Origin of the sequence: Marinimicrobium sp. C2-29, from assembly GCF_038419845.1 — a bacterium.
In the GTDB taxonomy this organism is placed as follows: Bacteria; Pseudomonadota; Gammaproteobacteria; order Pseudomonadales; family Cellvibrionaceae; genus Marinimicrobium.
Genome location: NZ_JBCAQT010000002.1, coordinates 229,647 through 248,977 on the forward strand (window position 1 = coordinate 229,647; position 19,331 = coordinate 248,977).

General features: G+C 57.1%; 19 protein-coding genes. 5 read left to right on the plus strand and 14 right to left on the minus strand.

From position 1 onward, the window contains the following. Positions 1-99: 99 nt before the first annotated feature. The 6 genes from AAE484_RS02925 to AAE484_RS02950 form a co-directional block, all read right to left on the minus strand. The gene (locus tag AAE484_RS02925) at positions 100-1,134 is read right to left on the minus strand and encodes a rod shape-determining protein (RefSeq protein WP_341936835.1); all 1,035 of its coding nucleotides are present in this window, start codon (positions 1,132-1,134) and stop codon (positions 100-102) included. Between the two features lie 154 nt (positions 1,135-1,288). Then, positions 1,289-3,412 (minus strand): putative bifunctional diguanylate cyclase/phosphodiesterase, encoded by a 2,124-nt coding sequence (locus tag AAE484_RS02930; protein ID WP_341936836.1) that lies wholly within the window; start codon positions 3,410-3,412, stop codon positions 1,289-1,291. Positions 3,413-3,681: 269 nt separating this feature from the next. Then, on the minus strand, positions 3,682-4,494 hold the full coding sequence (locus tag AAE484_RS02935) for a potassium channel family protein (RefSeq protein WP_341936837.1): 813 nt from the start codon (positions 4,492-4,494) through the stop codon (positions 3,682-3,684). A gap of 87 nt (positions 4,495-4,581) precedes the next feature. Then, positions 4,582-5,085, minus strand: a complete 504-nt coding sequence (locus AAE484_RS02940; protein ID WP_341936838.1) for a CC0125/CC1285 family lipoprotein — start codon at positions 5,083-5,085, stop codon at positions 4,582-4,584. A gap of 51 nt (positions 5,086-5,136) precedes the next feature. Further along, positions 5,137-5,874 carry an anti-sigma factor family protein gene (locus AAE484_RS02945; RefSeq protein WP_341936839.1) on the minus strand — a complete coding sequence of 246 codons (738 nt, stop codon included), beginning with the start codon at positions 5,872-5,874 and terminating at the stop codon, positions 5,137-5,139. Next, positions 5,871-6,362 (minus strand): RNA polymerase sigma factor, encoded by a 492-nt coding sequence (locus tag AAE484_RS02950; protein ID WP_341936840.1) that lies wholly within the window; start codon positions 6,360-6,362, stop codon positions 5,871-5,873. Before AAE484_RS02950 ends, AAE484_RS02945 begins: the two co-directional genes overlap by 4 nt. A 154-nt stretch (positions 6,363-6,516) precedes the next feature. On the opposite strand from AAE484_RS02950, the gene AAE484_RS02955 reads away from it, so the two are divergent. Further along, complete coding sequence (locus AAE484_RS02955) at positions 6,517-7,902, plus strand: S8 family serine peptidase (protein ID WP_341936841.1); 1,386 nt, start codon at positions 6,517-6,519, stop codon at positions 7,900-7,902. 30 nt (positions 7,903-7,932) lie between these two features. Here the strand turns inward: AAE484_RS02955 and AAE484_RS02960 are convergent, their stop codons facing one another. The 3 genes from AAE484_RS02960 to AAE484_RS02975 all read right to left on the minus strand — a co-directional run bounded on the left by AAE484_RS02960 (position 7,933) and on the right by AAE484_RS02975 (position 11,028). Then, complete coding sequence (locus tag AAE484_RS02960) at positions 7,933-8,922, minus strand: hypothetical protein (protein WP_341936842.1); 990 nt, start codon at positions 8,920-8,922, stop codon at positions 7,933-7,935. Positions 8,923-9,129: 207 nt separating this feature from the next. Further along, on the minus strand, positions 9,130-10,311 hold the full coding sequence (gene msrB, locus AAE484_RS17440; RefSeq protein ID WP_445928819.1) for a peptide-methionine (R)-S-oxide reductase MsrB: 1,182 nt from the start codon (positions 10,309-10,311) through the stop codon (positions 9,130-9,132). Positions 10,312-10,476: 165 nt separating this feature from the next. Then, the gene (locus tag AAE484_RS02975; protein WP_341936843.1) at positions 10,477-11,028 is read right to left on the minus strand and encodes a cytochrome P460 family protein; all 552 of its coding nucleotides are present in this window, start codon (positions 11,026-11,028) and stop codon (positions 10,477-10,479) included. A 143-nt stretch (positions 11,029-11,171) separates the two neighbouring features. Between AAE484_RS02975 and AAE484_RS02980 the strand changes: the two genes are divergently transcribed. Further along, the gene (locus AAE484_RS02980; protein ID WP_341936844.1) at positions 11,172-11,987 is read left to right on the plus strand and encodes an AraC family transcriptional regulator; all 816 of its coding nucleotides are present in this window, start codon (positions 11,172-11,174) and stop codon (positions 11,985-11,987) included. Between the two features lie 109 nt (positions 11,988-12,096). Here AAE484_RS02980 and AAE484_RS02985 read toward each other — a convergent pair whose 3' ends face one another. The 4 genes from AAE484_RS02985 to AAE484_RS03000 all read right to left on the minus strand — a co-directional run bounded on the left by AAE484_RS02985 (position 12,097) and on the right by AAE484_RS03000 (position 15,700). Then, complete coding sequence (locus AAE484_RS02985; RefSeq protein WP_341936845.1) at positions 12,097-13,578, minus strand: sensor histidine kinase; 1,482 nt, start codon at positions 13,576-13,578, stop codon at positions 12,097-12,099. Positions 13,579-13,581: 3 nt separating this feature from the next. Further along, positions 13,582-14,295, minus strand: a complete 714-nt coding sequence (locus AAE484_RS02990) for a response regulator transcription factor (protein WP_341936846.1) — start codon at positions 14,293-14,295, stop codon at positions 13,582-13,584. A gap of 33 nt (positions 14,296-14,328) precedes the next feature. Beyond that, positions 14,329-14,619: a hypothetical protein gene (locus AAE484_RS02995; protein ID WP_341936847.1), complete on the minus strand. Its 291-nt coding sequence runs from the start codon at positions 14,617-14,619 to the stop codon at positions 14,329-14,331. A gap of 232 nt (positions 14,620-14,851) precedes the next feature. Then, complete coding sequence (locus AAE484_RS03000) at positions 14,852-15,700, minus strand: hypothetical protein (RefSeq protein WP_341936848.1); 849 nt, start codon at positions 15,698-15,700, stop codon at positions 14,852-14,854. Positions 15,701-15,970: 270 nt separating this feature from the next. On the opposite strand from AAE484_RS03000, the gene AAE484_RS03005 reads away from it, so the two are divergent. The 3 genes from AAE484_RS03005 to AAE484_RS03015 all read left to right on the plus strand — a co-directional run bounded on the left by AAE484_RS03005 (position 15,971) and on the right by AAE484_RS03015 (position 17,765). After that, complete coding sequence (locus AAE484_RS03005) at positions 15,971-16,492, plus strand: hypothetical protein (protein ID WP_341936849.1); 522 nt, start codon at positions 15,971-15,973, stop codon at positions 16,490-16,492. Beyond that, a complete protein-coding gene (locus AAE484_RS03010) occupies positions 16,489-16,992 on the plus strand; it encodes a hypothetical protein (protein ID WP_341936850.1) in 504 nt (167 codons plus the stop codon). Before AAE484_RS03005 ends, AAE484_RS03010 begins: the two co-directional genes overlap by 4 nt. Before the next feature lie 503 nt (positions 16,993-17,495). Then, the gene (locus AAE484_RS03015) at positions 17,496-17,765 is read left to right on the plus strand and encodes a hypothetical protein (RefSeq protein ID WP_341936851.1); all 270 of its coding nucleotides are present in this window, start codon (positions 17,496-17,498) and stop codon (positions 17,763-17,765) included. Positions 17,766-17,881: 116 nt separating this feature from the next. Here AAE484_RS03015 and AAE484_RS03020 read toward each other — a convergent pair whose 3' ends face one another. After that, positions 17,882-18,697 carry a hypothetical protein gene (locus tag AAE484_RS03020; protein ID WP_341936852.1) on the minus strand — a complete coding sequence of 272 codons (816 nt, stop codon included), beginning with the start codon at positions 18,695-18,697 and terminating at the stop codon, positions 17,882-17,884. Between the last annotated feature and the right edge of the window lie 634 nt (positions 18,698-19,331).

Sequence of the window (19,331 nt, forward strand, 5' to 3'; positions counted from 1 at the left end):
CGGTTGACGCCACTGGCCACTCACAGGCCACCATTAAAAAACCGGCCCTGGAAGGCCGGTTTTTTAATGTCGGGTGCCGGTAGCTAGAGCCGGAATCGATCAGGAAGACAGCAGATCCATCTTGCCCTTATCCATCAATTCCATCGCCCGTCCGCCGCCCATGGCGACACAGAACAGCGGCTGCTCTGCCACCAGCACCGGGACCCCGGTCGCATCGGACAGCAACTCATCAATCCCCCGCAACAGGGCACCACCACCGGTGAGGACCACACCGCTGTCGGCAATATCCGCCGCGAGCTCGGGCGGTGCCTGTTCCAGGGCGCTTTTGACGACCTGGACAATGCCCGCCAGGGGCTCTTTCAAAGCCTCCAGGATTTCATCGCTGTTCAGGGTAAAGCTGCGCGGCACGCCTTCGGCCAGGTTGCGACCGCGAACGTCGATCTCGCGCAACTCGCTGCCGGGAAACGCACAGCCCAGTTCGAGCTTGATACGCTCGGCCGTGGCGTAGCCGATGATGCTGCCGTAGTGACGACGCACGTAATTGACGATGGCCTCATCGAACCGGTCACCGCCGACGCGGACCGAGTTGGAATAGACAATCCCGTTGAGTGAGATGACGGCGATTTCGGTGGTTCCGCCCCCGATGTCGACGACCATGGAGCCGTGCGCGTCGGATACATTCAGTCCGGCCCCGATCGCCGCGGCCATGGGCTCCTCGATCAGGCGTACTTCGCGCGCACCGGCACCCATCGCGGATTCACGGATGGCGCGCTTTTCTACTTCAGTAGACAGACAGGGGACGCTGATCAACACCCGCGGACTGGGCTGAAGCCAATTGGATTCGTGCACTTTTTTAATGAAGTACTGAAGCATTTTTTCGGTCACCTGAAAATCGGCAATGACGCCGTCTTTCAGAGGACGAATGGCGGTGATGTTGCCGGGCGTCCGGCCCAGCATGCGCTTGGCCTCGTGGCCCACAGCCTCCACCATTTTGCGATCGTTATGGTGGCGAATGGCGACCACCGACGGCTCGTCCAGGACGATGCCGTGGCCTCGCATATAAATCAGAGTGTTCGCGGTACCAAGATCGATCGACAGATCGTTGGAAAACGCGCCACGAAAGTGTTTCAGCATGGTTAAACTCGGTTTTAAGCGACAATCGGAAATGACTGCCGGAGTTGGATCAGGAATAGGGAGGTTCGTTCCCGCACGGTGCGAAAAAACAGCCGGGGACAGATGGGCAGCACTCTAGCAACCGCCGGGCTGAAGGGCAAGATTAAAGTGGCCTTCAGGAAGGCTTTTCCTGACGGCCCCGGCTTAGCAACGCCTCAAAATCTTCCTGGCGAAGGGGCTCGGAGAACAGGTAGCCCTGAGCATAGTCGCAGCCGGCACGGGAAAGAAATTGCAATTGTTCGTCTTTTTTGACGCCAACACCAACCACCTGGACGTTGATCGCGTGAGCCATAGCGATTATGGCCTTCAGTATGCGATCGGCATCGCCGCCCTGACCGGCGTCCTTGATCAGCTCTCTGTCTACCTTGACACTGTCTACCTTGAACTCCTGGAGAGCCAATAGGGAGAACGGTTCGATACCAAAATCGTCGATTGCCAAGTGTAGTCGCAGACCTGTCAAACCCATGCTTTTGACTGGATTGAACCCGGAGGCACGAATGTTGTTGAGGGAGGCCGGGGTCAGTTCCATGGTGATCCGGCTTTCATCGAGACCCACTTGTTTCAGCCGCGCTCGCCATTCTTCAACAAGGGTCCGGGTAAAAAAGGACGCGGGTGATTCGTTGATACTGATCGGAAAGGCCTCGCCACGCTGGTCGCGCCACCTGAGCGAGTGGCTCACCGCCTGTTCCAGGACGTAGGCGTTGATGCTATCCGTCATACCGCTTTGTTCAGTGACGCTGAGAAAGTCGGCCGGCGTCAACAGCCCCCTGTAGGGATGATGCCATCGAAGCAAAGCTTCCGCAGAGGATATGGCACCAGTGCGGATGTCGATTACAGGCTGGTAGTATAACTCCAGCTGGTTAGATCTGAGGGCATCATCCAGCTCCCTGTTCAACCGCATATGCTCTGATTCGCTCTGCGCCATCCGGGGCTCGTAGCTCTTGACCTGTTGGCCTCCCTGCGCTTTGGCCGCGTACATGGCGTGATCGGCATTGTGCATCAGCTGGTCGGCATCCTGGCCGTCAACAGGGAATAGGGTCAGGCCGATACTACCGGAAATGTGTACCCGATGAGAATCAACGTCAAACGCCCTTTCGAGACTGGTCAGAATTGTCTTGGCGGCTTCCTTCGCACCATCCTTGCCGGTTTCCTTCAGGATCAGGGTGAATTCGTCTCCGCCGAGACGGGCCACTGTGTCCATGGCCCGGACATTGGTGCTTATCCGTTCGGCCACCTGCGCCAGAAGGCGGTCACCGGCCTCGTGACCGAGCTGGTCGTTGGCTTGCTTGAAACGGTCCAGGTCGATGAACAGTAAGCCAAAGGAGCTGTTCATTCGTTTGGCCTCCAGCAAGGTCTGCTCCAGCCGGTCAAGGAACAGCCGTCGGTTGGGAATGCCGGTGAGCGAATCAAAATTGGCGTTTCGCCATACTTCTTCGTCAGTCTGTTTGCGCTCAGTGATGTCCCGGGACGTTTTGACGACCGCTTCAACTTCGTTCCGGTCATTAAAAACGGGAACAAATTGGCAGTCAAAATACTGCTCTCGGCCTGAAGGTAAACAGTGATGGAATTCCCTGCGCTGAGTTTGCCCCGAGGTAACAGTTACAGTGATCGCATCGAGCAACTCTGTGGCCCCATCCAGGCCCAGCTCAAGCGGGGTTTTGCCAATAATGTCCCGTTGAGGCGCATTGACCAGATCAGCCATCGCCGTATTGAGAAACAGGTGCTTCCCAGTGAAATCGAATATGGCGGCGGGATCAAGGGAGGCCTTCAGCATGGTTTCGATCAAGCGCGTTTCCTGATATTTAAGGGCTGAAAAGCTTGAGATCGAGCTGATAATCAACTCGTCGACGGCCTCATTGAAGCGCAGCAGTTGCTCGATGTCATTTGCGGTGAAGCTTTGCTGTTCATCGCTCCAGGACCAGGCGACCCGAGCCCGCAGGGCCCGGAGTTCCTGTACCATCTGAAGCATGGACATACCCTGCCTGAGACGGTCTATGCCATGCTCTCCTCCGGCGTCCGAAGCAGGGGCCTTGCCTTTGCCAAGGGCCTTGCGCATCGACTCTTTCCTGGTCCGGGAGGTAACGAGGTCTTGAGAAATGAACTTCAGCATCGAACGGGCATGATCCCTCAGGGCGCGGTTGGCTTCGCCTTTCAATTGTGGAGCGATTTCCAGCGCGGCTTCTTCCCAGTCTTCAAGCTGCTGTTCCATTTTCGTCTGGATAAATTGGGCCAGCTTCATAGCAATAGGCCTCCATTAGCTACTGGCGTGGCTCCTAAGTCGTCAATATCCGGGATAACCCCACCAGCGTGTACAGACGCTGCTGGCTACCGGTTGTTCGGTCGATGCTGCCCCGGGGAATGAGACGTCGGAGAGTGTTTACGCAAAATCCCTTACGACACTCGAAGTTCTTCACAAATACGAGTTCAGCGAGCTTTACCATTAACAGTCGACTTCCGTCTGTACGGTAACGAACGGTCAGGACCGATTACTTACAGCGGATCACGGCGTCAATTGCGCGACAGCGCCCGGATCTCATCGCGTAAGGCGGCAACTTCACCCTGGAGGGCCGCCAATTGTCTGGCGCCAGCCAGCTCAGCCTCGTTACTATCGGCATCCCGCCCGACAAAGAAGGTGGCAAGCGCAGCGGTCACATACCCGAATACACCGAAGGCATAGAGCGAGAGAAAGACGCACAGCACACGTCCCTCCACTGTCTTTGGCCAGTATTCCGAACCCATCGTGGTCATGATCATGGCGGTCCACCAGAGTGATTCACCAAAGCTGTGCGGACCGCCGGGCACCTTGTTCTCCAGGGCAAACATCCCGGCCGCCCCGGCGACGGTCACCAGGAGGGTCAGGGCAATGACATAACCGAACCCCCGGCGGCTCAGACTCGCGCCCAACGCCTTCATCCCGCGGTTGAGCGAACTGACCACGCGAACCAGGCGCAATCCCCGAGCCGCTCTGGCCAGGCGAAGTAAACGGAACAACCGGAAAATGCGCAGTGCGGGGAGCAGTAACGAAATAGCCGTCAGCCAGTTGCGCTTGAGGTAAACGATTCTGTCCGGGGCGAGGACCAACTTCGCAACGAAGTCGATGATGAATACGACCCAGATGGCCGTTCCCAGAAAATAGAACAGCAGGATTTCGCCCCGAACCAGTTCCAGGACCAACAGCACCAGCCACACGAACGCAAGCACCAGCATGGGTGCTTCCAGCCAGCCCTCCAGACGTTGAAGCAACTCGTGGCGCTCCCGTCTGAGCGTTTCCTCGTCTTCATGTTGTTGTTCTGGAGTCTCGTTTGTGCCCTCGCTAGTCATCTCAATTCCCTCGTCTGAACGTCATTAAATGCCAACATTTTTAAATGTAGACAATTCCAGCAAGAGCACTGACCGCCCTACTCTTCCCTACTCTACACGCTTGCGCAAATTGTCCCGCACTTCCAGTGCGTCGTAGCTGTCGCCTTCCGTGGGACGTACGCCCTTACCCAGGCGGATTTCCAGAATCACTTCCTGCTCTGATCGATTGCCCGAGCTGATCTCGGCCCCGTAAGCGGTGCTGGGGCTGGAGTCAGTGGTGCAGCCAAGCAGGCCGCAGTGGCGCTCCGTGTTCCGGGTTCGGCGGGCACTCACTTTGCTTCCCGACTCCTCCCTCGTACCGTCCACCTGCCTGTCGACAACCACAAACCAGTCGTAGTCCGCCATCAGGGTCAGTTCGGAGGCGCGCAGCAGGGCGTAGTCCATGGCTTCGAAGCGCTTGTCGCCGCGCATCCTGAACGACACGCGGTAGCGGTTATCGGCAATCTGGCTTTCCCGGTAGCCGTAGCCGCCGCTTTTGGCCGGCTGGTAGACCGGGGCCGCACAGGCACTGATCAACAAAACCATCATCAGGGCTGTCATTGGCTTTTTCATATATTGTCTCGCTCTTGTCTGGTTAATGGCTTTAACGATTGACCGGATGGCCTATGGCGACGGCTGCCAATCGCGCTCGATCAATTGCTTTTCCTGCTCCGGCTCAATGATGCCGCCGGCCATCATCTGGTCCAGCGCGCTGTCCAGCAAAGAGCCACCGCTGGCGGTCTGATAGCTACCGGACTCCGCGGCCCGCTGTCGAATACTGGCCAGTTGCTCCCAGTCGGTATCGGCCTGTCGGGTCCGGCAAGCAATGTTCTCCGACCGCTCACCCTCTCCAGTGACCCGATACTGACGGCAGTGCTGACCATCCCGGTTGACGAAGGTCAGGCGGGGAGTAATTTCCCGGCCATCGGGCAGGGCCTCGCTGGTGCCGCTGGGCAGCGTTTCCAGACGCTGGGCGATGGGCTGGAAAGTGTCGGCTTGCGGATTCCCAAAGTTTTCGGTGACCTGTGCCAGACCGAACCCCAGAGCGAGCGCAACAGCGGCCGCCATTCCGGTTTGTGCGTTCAGCGCCTGACGGGCCCGGCGCCACAGGGGAAAGGCGATGACCTCGGCGGACTTGGGCTCGGCCTCGTCCTCCGCCAGCATCTGTTGAATGCCACTCGGCAATGGCCGCCCATCAATGGCGTGGGCGCGCTCGCTGACAAGTTTATCCACGGCGCTCAGCTCCGCCAGACGGTCGGCCAGGGCCGGATCTTCGGCCAGCCGGGTGCGAACCTGCTCCATTTCGGCCGGGGTCAGTTCGCCGTCCAGGAAGGCCGACAGGGTTTCATCGTTGATGTTCATGAGCGGGTCCTCGCTACGGGTAAGTTCAGGCTTTGTATCAGAGCGGTTCGGGCGCGGGCCAGGCGGCTCATCACGGTCCCGGCCGGTATTTCCAGAGTGGCAGCCGCCTCCTTGTAGGACAGGCCCTGGACCGCCACCAGCGACAACACCAGGCGCTGGTCGTCCGGCAGCTTATCCATGGCGCGGCTGACCTGATCGAGCTCGACTTCGCTCGACATGGCCCGCTCCCCATCGACAATTTCACGCTCCTGCAGTTGAGGCTGCAGGGTCGCCTCCTGGCGGACCTTCCGGGATCGGTAGCCGTCGATCCACAAATTCCGGCAAACCCGGAACAGCCACTTCGTCAGCTCCACCCCTTCGGGTACAGTACGGGTCAACGCTCGCTCCACGGTGCTCTGTAGCAGGTCGTCGGCTTCGTCCATCGACCCGGTGAGCGAGTAGGCAAATCGTCTTAGTTGAGGCAATACCTCGGTCAAATCACTTTTCATGGGCAACACCTTGCTGTTGTACCCTGTTAACGGGCCAGCGGGTTTTTTATTCCCAGGCTATTATTCACTGCCTGGGGAATGTACTAACGGGTGAGCCCGTTATAGTAACAGGTGGCCCAGGGGCCAGACGCTCACCTTCACCGGAACAGCAATCATGAAAGCCAAAGTCCGCACTCATCGCCCGCCCAGACCCGCAGGACTGACAAGGTGGCGCCCGCTGGTGTTCTGCCTGCTGGGCCTCGGCACATTTGCCCAGGCTCAACTGGGTTTGCCAGCGGTGACAGACACGGTGGATCGCACCATTGATTCTGTAGAACGCCTGCCCCGGGACTCCCTCCCCGATGTCACCAGTGCCCTGGAGCGCCGGCTCAAGGCCCCTTTACCGGACCGGCTCCCGGACAACCTGCGCCCACCGGTAGAACCCCTGGGTGCCCTTCCGAGCGCCCTGCCGATACTCGATTCCCGGGGCGCCACTCTGTTTATGGACGTGGAGGTGGAAGACGGCTGGCGCGCCGTGCAACACGAGTGGCTGCTGATGCTCGCGCCCGGGGAACTGGCCCTGCTGACCCGCCTGGATGTCGAGATTCTGGAGCGCAAGCGCCTGTCCTCTCTGGGGCTGGACATGGTGCGCTTTCGGGTGCCGGCACGGCTGGACTCCTATGCCGCTCTGCACAGCGCCTTACCGGCAGACCTGGCCGAGCGACTGGACCGCAATCACATCTACAGCCCCCAGGCCGCCAAGCCATCCTCTGCATCCGCCGAGCGCCCGCGCAAGCCCGTGTGCGAACAGGCGGTAAAGGTGGGCATGGTCGATACCGCCATCGCCACCGAGCATCCGGGGCTGATCGACAGCCGCATCCTGGAACGGAACTTTTTACCGGACCCCGAGGGCGCGGAAGAGACAGGGCCACCCACCGGGCATGGCACGGCGGTGGCCGGTCTGATGCTGGGGATCATTGACGAGACGCCCGCGCGCTTGCCGGGGGCGACGCTCTATAACGCCTCTGTGTTCTACAGCCGCAACCAATATGCCCAGGGCGCCACCATGATGCATCTGGTGTCGGGCCTGGAATGGCTGACCGAGCAGCAGGTGAGCGTGATCAATATGAGCCTGACGGGGCCCGATAACCGCATACTCGCCACCGCCATGGAGCGTATTATTGGACAGGGCACCGCTGTCGTCGCGGCGGCGGGCAATGAGGGCCCCGCCGCCCCGCCGCTATACCCCGCGGCCTATGCTGGCGTGATCGCCAGTACCGCCGTGGATGCCGAGGGGCAGGTGTACCGCTGGGCCAACCGCGGCGAGCACATCGACTTCGCCGGGCATGGCGTGTCGGTTCGCACCACCCGGGGCAATGGGGAGTTTGGCCATGAGAGTGGCACCTCCATGGCCGCGCCGACGGTCACCGCCCATGTCGCCTGTGCCCTGGCCAACCAACGGGCGTCGAGTGAGGAGGTGGTGCGGTATCTGGCCGGGCAGGCGAAAGATCTGGGGGAGGCAGGCCGCGACCGGGTTTTCGGCCACGGCCTGCTGGAGTAAGGGGCTGGTGAGCAAACGATCCGACAAGACTCAGAACTCCGCACTCAGTAACGCCGATACCCCGGTTTCCCGATAATCCGCCGCATCGAAGTTCGATTGGTAGTTGCCGTGCTCGACTTTGGTTTCCAGCGCCAGCCACTCCACAAAACTGAGTGTCCAGACCGCTTCGACCACATGACTGCGGTCGTGCCGATTGCCGTTTCCGGTGGGTGACATGGGGTCATCGGTTCCGGGCAAGCCTTCTCCGGTTTCATTGTCGGTGACCGGCAGCGACTCCTCGTTGTCATAGTCCCGATCCTGGTACCGCCAGCCCAGTTGTAATTTGCTTTCCTGACCGGCTATCGAGCCTGTGTGGGAATAGCGGGCGCGCAGTTTAAGCGCGGTATTGTCGAACGCCGGCGACCGGGCGTGCTCCACTCCACGGCTCACACCCAAAGACCAGAAACTGCGTGCACCATTGAAAAAGTAATAAACATCGCCGGCCAGTTCTTCACCATCCGCATTGCGTTCGCGGTTGTTATCGAACCGTTTTTCGCTTTCGGTGTAGGCACCGCGAACATATACACCCCCGCTAAACAGTCTGGCGGCGTAGAGGCTGTTCTTGGTCAGATCCAGCAAGGGGTCAGAGGCGAGCTTGGCGTCCGCGACATGACGGCTCAGGCCCCAATTGATGCCCGCCAGCTCAATGGCGGCATCGAGCGAGGCGATACCCAGATCCTGATCGAATTCGCTGACTTCGTGATATCGGCGCGAAGACAGGCTGTAACTGCCTTTCAAAGTGATTCGCTCCGTGGGGTAAAGCTCACCACCGACCCGGCCGTACAGGACATTCGCCCAGTCGCCCTGGCTTGATGTCTGGTCCAGCGAAGGAATCGTAAGCGTGGAATCATAGGCACTGCCGGCCTGGAGTTTCACGTTGAAATCGGCCTTTTTATCCGACGCTCCACCCTCCTGAGCAACGGCGGAAAAGCTGGACACAACGGCGGCAAGGGTTAACGCGATACGGGGTAATCTATTCATGGCCAAGACTCCTGATTGTTGGGTTTCAATCCGTTAACGTCTCAGCTGGAGGTTTATTCCCTCAATGAAATTGCATCAGGGGACATGATCACGTTGGGGAGCGCGCCAGGGACGGGGCCGCGTTCGAGGGGCCGACGTTTGTCTTCTGGGAGACCTTGAACGCCGGGTTTCGCCGGAGCCTCTCCCTGGCTGGACCCGACTTGTAAATTATTTGGACGCAGTGCGGCCGCTTTTTGTCACTTCACCGACCAATGCTCCGTAACCCCGAGCTTCCATCTCCTCCAACGGGATGAACTGCAGCGCCGCCGAGTTAATGCAATAGCGCAGGCCGGTGGGGGCCGGGCCGTCGTTGAAAACATGCCCGAGGTGAGAGTCCGCGTATTGGCTGCGGATTTCGGTTCGTTTCATGAAGAATGAACTATCGTCTTTCTCAACCACCCCATCCGGACTGATCGGTTTGGTGAAACTGGGCCAACCGGTATTGGATTGATACTTGTCTCTGGATGAAAACAACGGCTCACCGGAAATGATATCCACATAGATACCCGGCCGCTTCTCGTCGTAGTATTCGTTCTTGTAGGCGGGCTCGGTCCCATCTTTGCGGGTAACGTAGTATTGCCTTTGGGTCAGACGGGCTTTCAGCGTTTCCTCGTCCGGCATTTTAAAGGTCTCCGGATCGAACGCCTCGACCCGACTTTGGTTCATACCGGAATCACCGCTCGCTTCGGGCTGGTATTGGGTAAAATCCACTTTTTGATCCTCACCCCAGACCTTCTCTATAAACTGATAACGACCGGAGTTGAAGGTGTAGATCTTATACCGCACTGGATTCTTCTTATGATAATCCTGATGGTATTTCTCCGCTGCGTAGAACGTTTTGAAGGGTGCAACTTCAATCCTGACCGGATGGTCATAGCGACCGGACGCTTCCAGCGCTTTCACTGAAGCTTCTGCAGCGCGCTTCTGTTCCGCATTATGATAGAACACAGCGGGCCGATACTGCCTTCCCCGGTCCACGTACTGGCCGTTTACATCGGTCGGATTCGCCGTGCGCCACAGTGCCTGAAGCAGGCCTTCATAGGTAATCACGTCAGGATCGTAGTAAACCTGAACGGCCTCGGTGTGGCCGGTACGCCCACCTGAGACCTGCTGATACGTCGGATTTTTCTCGTCACCACCGCTATAACCGGACACCGCCTCAACAACACCCGGGACTTTTTCCTCGTAGGCTTCTTCAACGCACCAGAAACACCCACCCGCGAAAGTCGCAACCGCCAGATCCGGGTCGTCGAGGGCGTGTTGTGAAGCCGCCTCATTGGAGGGGCCAACCTGACAACCGGTCAGTGCAATGGCCGTCGCCATGGAGATCAATAACAGATACCGTTTCATAACCCTGTCCTCTTGCCTTTTGAATACTGTGACCAGTTTGCACCAGACTGATCACAGCAACTTCTCCTGTTTGTCACGTTTGTATAACACCGTAGAGGTTATTGTGGACACGTTCAGGGCCAGCACCGGCACATAACCCGGGCCGGCTGGGATGGCCTTTCGGGCTTATTTGAGGGTTGGGTATCCCTCGATGAACACCCAATCCGTTTGCTGGGCCGGAATATGGCACCCCTTACATGTCCCCGCGAAACTTTCGGAAACGTTTTTCTCCGGATCCTTGGCCTCAAACAATGCCCATCCCCAGCCTTTGGCCCAATGGGGACTGTCAAAGCGCTCCTGGTTATCCTTGACCATCACAAACCAGACTTCCGTATCCGCCGCCCATTGAGCGGGGCCGGTGGTCAAGGTCTGGGCAGCAATCCCCCTGATTTCCTTGACCAGAATCGCGCCATCGGGAAAACGGCCGGTCTCACGGTAGGCTTTTACCGCCTCAGGCTGAGTGTAAACGTCATGGAAGCCTGCCCCCGGAGCCTCGGTGTCATCCACGATCCAGGACCCCAAATGAGACCAATGCAACCGAAAATCCTCGGGGAGCGAGATTTCCCCCTCCGGACCAACATAATCAGAAAACGTGCGCTCAGCCATCTCTGTAGCCGCTACTGTAACTGAGCCCACCGATAAAAATACGGCCAAACCAAAACATATCAGCGTTTTCATGGTAAAGATCCTTTGCGTGTTCATCGGTTGACGAGCCCTCGGTTTCGGAAATGTTCTACTTATACTGGATCATGCGGGTAGACGGATGGTATCTTATAGTCTCGATTTCTTAACCATTCGTCTCCAATCGAAGGTCGAGCCGTATGGATCGATTAACCGGTTTGCTTCAACATTTCCGTTTACAGGCTCGTGTCTTCAACAACGGCCCCCTCTGTACGGCTTCGAGCCATGGTAGCGATGAAGAGGTTGGCTATATACATATCCTGAAGCAGGGAAACTTACGCCTCGAATTCCCCGGCCGGCGCGCGCGGGTCATTCAGGAGCCCACCATCGTCTTCCTGCCAAAGCCCACTTCACATCGTCTCGTGCCCGGACCGGAAGGTGCCCATACGGTGTGTGGAACATTCAGTTTTGGCCCGGTCACGGCCAACCCATTGCAACAGGCTTTCGATACGCCAGTGGTCTTGCCCCTGGGCTCTTTGCCCTCGCTGGAGAAGACCCTGGATCTGCTGTTCGAAGAGGCCTTTACCAGGCGCTGCGGCCAGCAGACGGCCCTCGATCGGCTTTGCGAACTGGTCATCATCCAGCTCATTCGCCACCTGATGGATCATAAAAAGGTTGATATGGGGTTACTGGCGGGGTTAGCGGATTCAAGGTTGTCCAAAGCCCTGATGGCCATGCACGAAAGGCCATCAGAAGCATGGACGCTCTCGAGACTGGCAGAAAGGGCCGGGATGTCCCGAGCCCGTTTCGCCGCGACGTTTCGGAGCACTATCGGCCAAACCCCCGGGGGTTATCTCGCATGCTGGCGTATTTGCTTGGCGCAAAGCCTGTTACGCCGGGGGCAACCATTGGATTTTGTGGCTCACAGCGTTGGCTACAGCGGCCCGCCCGCATTGGCCAGAATATTCAAACAACAGCTGGGGCAGTCTCCCACCCAATGGTTAAAGCACATCTGAGCGGAGTCTCCCTAAAGCCACAGATCCCAGAGGTACAGGCGGCGGGTACCGCTTGCATACTCTCCTTTGAGGATTTCTAAAGTGCTTGTCCCGATATTTGACTGGCCGATCATTTGGAATACCTGACCGGAAGCCGTATACAAAAGCATGCGCCCCCGGATGCCGCGTTCTCGACACGAATATCGCCCCCCTGCAGAGTCATGATCCGGCGGGCAATGGCCAGACCAAGACCGGCATGGCCGCCGGCCCCACCGAACGATTCACCTCGGTAGAATGGATCAAAAATATGGGGCAGATCCTGTTCGGGAATGCCGGGACCACTGTCGCGCACGCAGACTTCCGGCAGGCCGTCCGCTTGGCTGATAGCCACCTCAATGCGCCCCCCGGCGGGGCTGTAGGCAATGGCGTTGCCGATCAGGTTGTCGAGCACCCGCTCGGTCATGGCCAGATCCGCGTAAGCCAGGGGCTGGTCAGGGTCACCCTTGACGACAAGTTCAATCTGTCGGTTTTGGGCCTTCGGGCCGTGTTTCTGAACCACATCGTGCACCAGCTCTGCCAAGGGGAAGGGTTCCAGCAGCGGCTGCTGTTCTCGTGCTTCCAGGGCGGCAAGTTCGAATAACTCGTCCACCAGGCGGCTCAGGCGCTGACCTTCCTTGAGGGCGATGTCGAGAAAGCGGTCCTGCTCGTCCGGGCTGAGGCGATCCCGTCGCAGTTTCAGGCTTTCAATGTAGCCCTGCATGGAGGCCAGGGGTGTGCGCAGATCATGGGAGACCTGGGCGACCAGTCGCCGGCGCTGGACGTCCTTTTCTGTCAGCTGTTCAATTTGAGAGGCAATCCGGCTGGCCATGTCATCAAACCGGGCGCCCAGGTAATCAATCTCATCACGCACCACCGGATGCCGGTCTCGCCAGGTGCTGACGGGTTGGCGGCTCATGTCACTGTTCTCAAAATCCTCAACCAGCCGGGTCAGCAACGTCAGCCGGCGAGTCAGCAGTCTGAATACCGCCAGTCCCGCAAGCATCACCACCGCCAGACTGACCAGCAGGCCCCAGGCACTCAACTCCAGCAACTGGCCGCCCCGCGCCATGGTTTCCGCGGCGTCGTATTCCTCACCCCGCAACACCACATAGAGATACCCCTCCGGGTTATCGGCCGATGGCACGGGGGTTACGGAAAAGACTTTCTGCCGATCATGGCTGCGCGGATCATCCCCCAATACGGGATAGCGGCTCATGTCGTCGATCAGCCGCTGAATGGGGCCCAACGAGACCTGCTTGCGTTTGATTTTCGCCGGGTCGGCCGAATAGGAAAGGATAGTGCCATCCAGATCCAGCAGATAGATTTCGATGCTGGGGTTGATGGTCATGTACAGGGCGAAGAGTTCTTTCAGGGCACTGCGGTCAAGCTGCCCCTCACTGACCAGGTTGCGATCTGCCACCAGGTTTTTTGCCAGATCCCGATGCAGTTCATGGTTTACCGACGCGGTATACGCCCGCAGCGAATAGAGGCTGATAAAAGTATACAGTAGACCGACCGCCAGCAATAGCAGGAACAGGCCGACCGCCAACCGGGTGTAGAGTGTCTTCACCATGGATCAGTCCCGGAAGCGATAGCCCACCCCCCACACAGTCTCGATAAACTCGGGGTGCGCGGGGTCCTTCTCGATTTTGCCACGCAAGCGATTGATGTGGGTGTTGACGGTGTGCTCATAACCTTCGTGATTGTAGCCCCAGACCTTGTCCAGCAACTGCACTCGGCTGAACACTCGCCCCGGATGGCTGGCGAAGTGCCAGAGCAGGTCAAACTCACGGGCCGTCAGCTCCACTTCCTGCTCCCACACAAACACCCGGCGCCGATCAGGGTCGATACGCAACCCCTCGGTACTCAGCTCACCACTCTTTTCCTCATGGCCGACGCTCTCGGCCGGCGCCGACGCCATGGCATCCACACGCCGGAACAGGGCTTTCACCCGTGCCGACAATTCAGCCACACTGAACGGCTTGGTGAGGTAATCGTCTGCCCCCATTTCCAGACCCAGGACGCGGTCCAGCTCGGTGCTTTTCGCCGTCAGCATCAATACCGGGACATAACCGGGGCCGGAGCGGATCTCGCGGCACACCGAGAGACCGTCCATTCCCGGTAACATCAGATCGAGAACCACCAGGTCGATACCCCCTTCACGAAAACGCTCAAGCCCGGTGTCGCCCCGATCACACAGAATGGGGTTCATATCCAGATCGGCCACGTGGATACTGACCAGCTCTCCAATCTCCGGATTGTCTTCAACAATCAATACGTTTCGTGTCATAGGTTCCTGGCTCAATACTCGCGCCCGTATCTGTTAATCCATGGAATCCGACATATCGTCCTTTTTCATGTCATCTTCTATCATGCCTTTTTCAGACGCCATTTCATCCGCTTTCATCCCCATGCCCTCTCTGGACATATCGTCGTCTTTCATATCGTGATTCATGGAGTCTGACATACCCCCTTTCTTCATGTCTTGATTATTCGCAGACGCTTTCATGTCGTCGTCCATCATACCTTCTCCAGACGCCATTTCATCCGCCTGGACGGCACTGGCCATCAGGCCCAACACGCACACTGCCACAATTGACGTTAATTTGTTCATAGCGATTTCTCCCCAAGGGTTTCGGCCCGCCGGACTGGCAGGTTCAGTCACCATATTGGACTCACGTCGTCACGGGAGAATCACGGGGTAATAAAGAGTGTATAGCGGAAGTTTCACAAATGTGTCACGGTTGAACGGCCATGCAATGCCCGGACTCAACTTGTATCACTCACACATTACGAAAAACCACCGGTCGGGCTGATGCCCGCCGGTGTCAATTATTGAGTGGGTGTTAGCGAGTGATATTGGCATTCAGTGCCTGATTGACGGAGGCTTCAGCGGCCCCTGTCACTTCAGTGGCCACCTCGTCGGCCACGGCGGCACTCACCTGCTGAGTCACTTCCGCATTCACCGCCGTTGCCGTCGCCGCGCTAACGGAATTGGACACTTCATTGCTTACGGTCTGGCTGACTTCCGCGGCCACCTCGGCACCCGCGTTTGCGGCAACGCTGGCCGACTCCACCGCGGAAGCGGCTTGCTCCTCACTTCGGGTGCGAACCTCGGCGGCAGTATCTGCGCCACTGCGAGCCGCGGCTTCGCCAGTGCCCTGCCCCTGTTCCACACGGCCCTCAGCCTCATCACGCTCGGAGACCGCCGTGGTCAGCCCCGCCCGGGCACCGGCGTTGGCTTGGCCCTGAGCACTTTGCGAGGCAGAAGTAGCAACATTGCCACTCTGCTCGGCACCGGCCTCAAGCAGGGAGCGGGACTCGCCGGCCAGAGTGGTGGTGCCATCTGCGGTTTCACCGGCCGTTTCATTGGTAGAATCGCCGGTGCCGGATATCCCATTATCAATGTCAGCGGATTCCTCTCGCGTGGACGAATCTTCGGGCTGAGTGCGTACAGCGGCTGAACCGCGCGCATCGCCCTGAGCGTCCATGGACATGGAAGGGTTTGAGGAAGCCGGGGGATTCTGTTGCTCCTGTTCGCCGGCCGGCTCACTGGTTTCACGATTTGCGGAACTTTGCATCTGCGCGTCGGCTTTAACGCTGGCCTCTGCATTCGCATCTGCATTGAAGGATTGAGCCGAGCTCGGCAGAGCCAGAACGGAAGCGATTGCGAGAACGAGTGCTGATTTTTTCATGACTAAGACTCCTGATCGTTGGGTTTCAATCAGCTGACGTTTCAGCCAGAGGTTTATTCCAGAATTTAGCTGAGGGGGGAAAAATTGACCAGAGTTGAGTCAGCTTAGGTGGCAACAAAACAGACGGTAAATATACTCTAAGAATGCATCATGTGATTCCTGTGACTCTTCCCCGTTCGCTTTGCTATTATGATGACCGGTGGTAGGTGGTTTTAAATAAAAACGCCGCCATCAATCTTAAAGCTAATTTTTATGAAAAGGAGGTTCATTTTGGATGATCATGAGCTAACACAAGTAAAGACCGACTTGGAAACATCAGTGGGTCAGCGTATCGATGAGATATGCAGCTCAACCCTAGGATCAAACTTTGACCAGAACCAATGCGCTCACTATGTAAGCCATATGCTAGGCTACGACTTCTCCCAGAGCGCATCCTGCAAGTACTTGACGTTTGACGATAGCCGAAACGATGATGTAAAAGGTGCCACCATTCGGGTAGACGTTATTTTCAACAAACTTGTTTCCGCTCACCGGCAAAAGCTCGTCAAAAACATGTGTTACAGACCCGGCCTGGTATTTGTGACGCAGGAAAGAAATATTCAGTCCACAGGAGATATGGGCAATACGCCGGCCAAGCATATCGGTATCATGATCTGGCCGTGGGTGTACCACTACAGCAACACTCAAAACAAGGTGAAGAAGGAAGATGCCACCAGCTTTATTAATACCTTTACCTCAGCCTACGCCGGAAACGGGCCCGTGGTATTCTATCGCGGGGAGTTTATTGCATGATTAAAAAACGTGTTACAAGGGGGTGCGCCCTAGCCGCATGCCTCGTCATCTCAGCGTGTGAAGCCACTGACGCCCCGCCAACCAGCTCTGATCCCGGTAAAAACCAGGCTGTATTCAACACTCTATTTGACCACTTCGATTACCAGCTACCTGCAGAGCAAAATTGCTCCACAGAAGGACCGGCGACCATTAGGGAGTTCACCGCTGACTCCCTGGCTTATCTTAGTGAACAGCCGTCAGGAAAAGGGAGAATTGAGGTGAACTGCGAGACGGTGCAGACAGACTCTTCGCTGGCGAATTTCTACGCTATGGATATGTTTCCGGAAGGAACGGATGAGAAGATACACGCCATGGACGGATATGATTCGCTGATGCAGTGCCAAGTGTCATTTTCTGTTTCCGACGAAGAGGTGGTGTGGTCCAGAGCGCTCCAATTTCTATGGAATAGCGAGACTGAAAAGGCGATCGAAAACACGTTCCGTTGCGCCCTCATCCCCTAACGTCGGTTGTTTCCAACCCAATTCACACAAAAGTGTGTCTAAACCGCTGATTGACTTCATAACCCGTCGAAAGGCGTGACGACTCGGATTGAGGTGCCTGCAGGCTGGCTTATTCGGTCGCACACACGCAAGATTCCCGGTCGAACCTGATCTTTCCGGTTCCGACAAAGGTATCCCGGATTGCTTCAAGATTTTCAATACGCGCACGGGGTATGCCGTCAAACGTCTCCATTCGTTTAATCGTGGAGGCGCCTACCCCGGACTTCCGAGCCAGATCCTCTATAGACCAGCGCATAAAGGCTCGCGCCATTCGAATTTGGCCTGACGTGATCAAGTGAGCGACTCCCCGGTTGTGCAACTGCTGGCCTTATGGCCTTGTATGGCTCACTTTATAAACCAAATAGCTTGATCACTCACATTAATGAGCTATAATAGCTCACTAATTAGCTTTAATAGTCAAAATACTGAATGACCCTGATCACTGCTCTTACAAGGAGTCCGTCATGCATAAGCCCTCAAACCCAACCGCAGCGATCCCCTCCCGTGAGCAATTGTTGATGGGTCTCTACGAAGAGTTTGTGGATTTTGATGCCTACTGCGCGTTCTTTTGCGATGCCACTGCAGCATTGTGTGTCAATCGCGAGCAATGGCTGGATGACATCAGCGCGGAGGGGTTAAGCCTTTTTTCTCAATGGCTTAAAGAGCGCTCCAACTCACTAAAACGTGAGCTGGAAGCCCACTGGAAAAGTGCCGGCCAAAACCAACTGAACTGAAGTTCGTGAAGGCTACAACAACGCTTGGCGCGGTGCGAGGGAGCGTATTCGTGGGAGAGAATCAAAAAAAAGCACCGGTCGGGCTGATGCCCGCCGGTGCCAATTAACAGTCGGTGTTAACGAGTGATACTGGCGTCGAGTGCCTGATTGACGGAAGCTTCAGCGGCCCCTGTCACTTCAGTGGCCACCTCGTCGGCCACCGCGGCACTCACCTGCTGAGCCACTTCCGCATTCACCGCCGTTGACGTCGCCGCGCTCACGGAGTTGGACACTTCATTGCTCACGGTCTGACTGACTTCCGCGGCCACATCGGCGCCGGCCGCCGCGGTAACGCTGGCCGATTCCACCGCCGAAGCGGCTTCCGATTCAGCCTGGGTACCTACCTCTGCAGCGGTATCAACGCCACTCTGAGCGGCGGCTTCAGCCGCGCGCTGCCCCTCTTCCAGACGGTCCCCGGCTTCCTCACCGACGGACACGGCCGTGGTCAGCCCCGCCTCGGCACCGGCGTTGGCCTGGCCCTCGGCACTTTGTGAGGCTGAGGTTGCCGCATCGCCAGTGCCTTCCAAAACGGCACGGGACTCGCCCGCCAGGTGGGTGGCGCCCTCCGAGGTTTCATCGGCACCGTCATCGATAGAATCCCCGGTGTCGGACACCTCATCGTCCGCTTCAGCCGATTCATCCTGAGACGACATCTCATCGGAGCGCAGGCTCACAGCGGACGAACCGCCAGCATCGCCCCGGGCGTCCGCAGAAGAACCATTCGGCTGATCCTGTTCGCCGGCCGGCTCACTGGCATCGCGAGCTCCGGAGGTTTGCGTCTGAGCGTCGGCCTGAACGCGAGCGTCAGCCTCGGCGTCAGAGTGGATGGTTTGAGCCGAGCTGGGCAGAGCCAGAACGGAAGCGATTGCGAGTACGAGAGTAGATTTTTTCATGACTAAGACTCCTGATCTTGTGGGTTTCAATCAGTTGACGTTTCAGCCAGAGGTTTATTCCATCAATTCACTTGCACCACTTATATGGAAGAGCATCTGGGTCCGTGAAAGTGTGTCAGCTCAAGCGCCAGGGCCTGGAGCCGATCAAAGCCGCCCGCCCTCCTCTTGGCAATCCATCCAGGACTCACGCATAACGGAGGGCTCATCTGCAACGCTGAAAAACTGTATGTACAACCAGTTCAAATGAAAATGGGGGGGGTGGTTAATAAGGGAGAGAAGGTTCAGCTTCGCACCACATACAACGTAAAAAGGCTCAGCATTTCTGCAGAGCCTTTTCTTGAAGTGCCATAGCTGGCTTTAGGTTATTGGCAGACTTTTCAATTGACGCTCTATACGAATAAGTGACAATTCTTGTGACTACCAACAAACAGTCGTGTTAACCAAAGCATAACTTGGCAAAAGCAGTTGTTGATATCTATCAAGTTTGGCGCTTTATGCTTAGCAGGATTTACCCCTGTTTAACGGCATATAGTGGCAAATAATTTCAAGAATGGGTGAATTATCGTCATAATATGCCTTTTGCCTTGTTTTTCATATAGTTAAGTAACACCAAGCTTTCCTTATATAAGCTAAA

What these genes read in the sequence shown, in the direction of transcription:
- AAE484_RS02925 (WP_341936835.1), bottom strand. Translation starts at nt 1,134, where the DNA reads ATGCTGAAACACTTTCGTGGCGCGTTTTCCAACGATCTGTCGATCGAT.
- AAE484_RS02930 (WP_341936836.1), bottom strand. Translation starts at nt 3,412, where the DNA reads ATGAAGCTGGCCCAATTTATCCAGACGAAAATGGAACAGCAGCTTGAA.
- AAE484_RS02935 (WP_341936837.1), bottom strand. Translation starts at nt 4,494, where the DNA reads ATGACTAGCGAGGGCACAAACGAGACTCCAGAACAACAACATGAAGAC.
- AAE484_RS02940 (WP_341936838.1), bottom strand. Translation starts at nt 5,085, where the DNA reads ATGAAAAAGCCAATGACAGCCCTGATGATGGTTTTGTTGATCAGTGCC.
- AAE484_RS02945 (WP_341936839.1), bottom strand. Translation starts at nt 5,874, where the DNA reads ATGAACATCAACGATGAAACCCTGTCGGCCTTCCTGGACGGCGAACTG.
- AAE484_RS02950 (WP_341936840.1), bottom strand. Translation starts at nt 6,362, where the DNA reads ATGAAAAGTGATTTGACCGAGGTATTGCCTCAACTAAGACGATTTGCC.
- AAE484_RS02955 (WP_341936841.1), top strand. Translation starts at nt 6,517, where the DNA reads ATGAAAGCCAAAGTCCGCACTCATCGCCCGCCCAGACCCGCAGGACTG.
- AAE484_RS02960 (WP_341936842.1), bottom strand. Translation starts at nt 8,922, where the DNA reads ATGAATAGATTACCCCGTATCGCGTTAACCCTTGCCGCCGTTGTGTCC.
- msrB (WP_445928819.1), bottom strand. Translation starts at nt 10,311, where the DNA reads ATGAAACGGTATCTGTTATTGATCTCCATGGCGACGGCCATTGCACTG.
- AAE484_RS02975 (WP_341936843.1), bottom strand. Translation starts at nt 11,028, where the DNA reads ATGAAAACGCTGATATGTTTTGGTTTGGCCGTATTTTTATCGGTGGGC.
- AAE484_RS02980 (WP_341936844.1), top strand. Translation starts at nt 11,172, where the DNA reads ATGGATCGATTAACCGGTTTGCTTCAACATTTCCGTTTACAGGCTCGT.
- AAE484_RS02985 (WP_341936845.1), bottom strand. Translation starts at nt 13,578, where the DNA reads ATGGTGAAGACACTCTACACCCGGTTGGCGGTCGGCCTGTTCCTGCTA.
- AAE484_RS02990 (WP_341936846.1), bottom strand. Translation starts at nt 14,295, where the DNA reads ATGACACGAAACGTATTGATTGTTGAAGACAATCCGGAGATTGGAGAG.
- AAE484_RS02995 (WP_341936847.1), bottom strand. Translation starts at nt 14,619, where the DNA reads ATGAACAAATTAACGTCAATTGTGGCAGTGTGCGTGTTGGGCCTGATG.
- AAE484_RS03000 (WP_341936848.1), bottom strand. Translation starts at nt 15,700, where the DNA reads ATGAAAAAATCAGCACTCGTTCTCGCAATCGCTTCCGTTCTGGCTCTG.
- AAE484_RS03010 (WP_341936850.1), top strand. Translation starts at nt 16,489, where the DNA reads ATGATTAAAAAACGTGTTACAAGGGGGTGCGCCCTAGCCGCATGCCTC.
- AAE484_RS03015 (WP_341936851.1), top strand. Translation starts at nt 17,496, where the DNA reads ATGCATAAGCCCTCAAACCCAACCGCAGCGATCCCCTCCCGTGAGCAA.
- AAE484_RS03020 (WP_341936852.1), bottom strand. Translation starts at nt 18,697, where the DNA reads ATGAAAAAATCTACTCTCGTACTCGCAATCGCTTCCGTTCTGGCTCTG.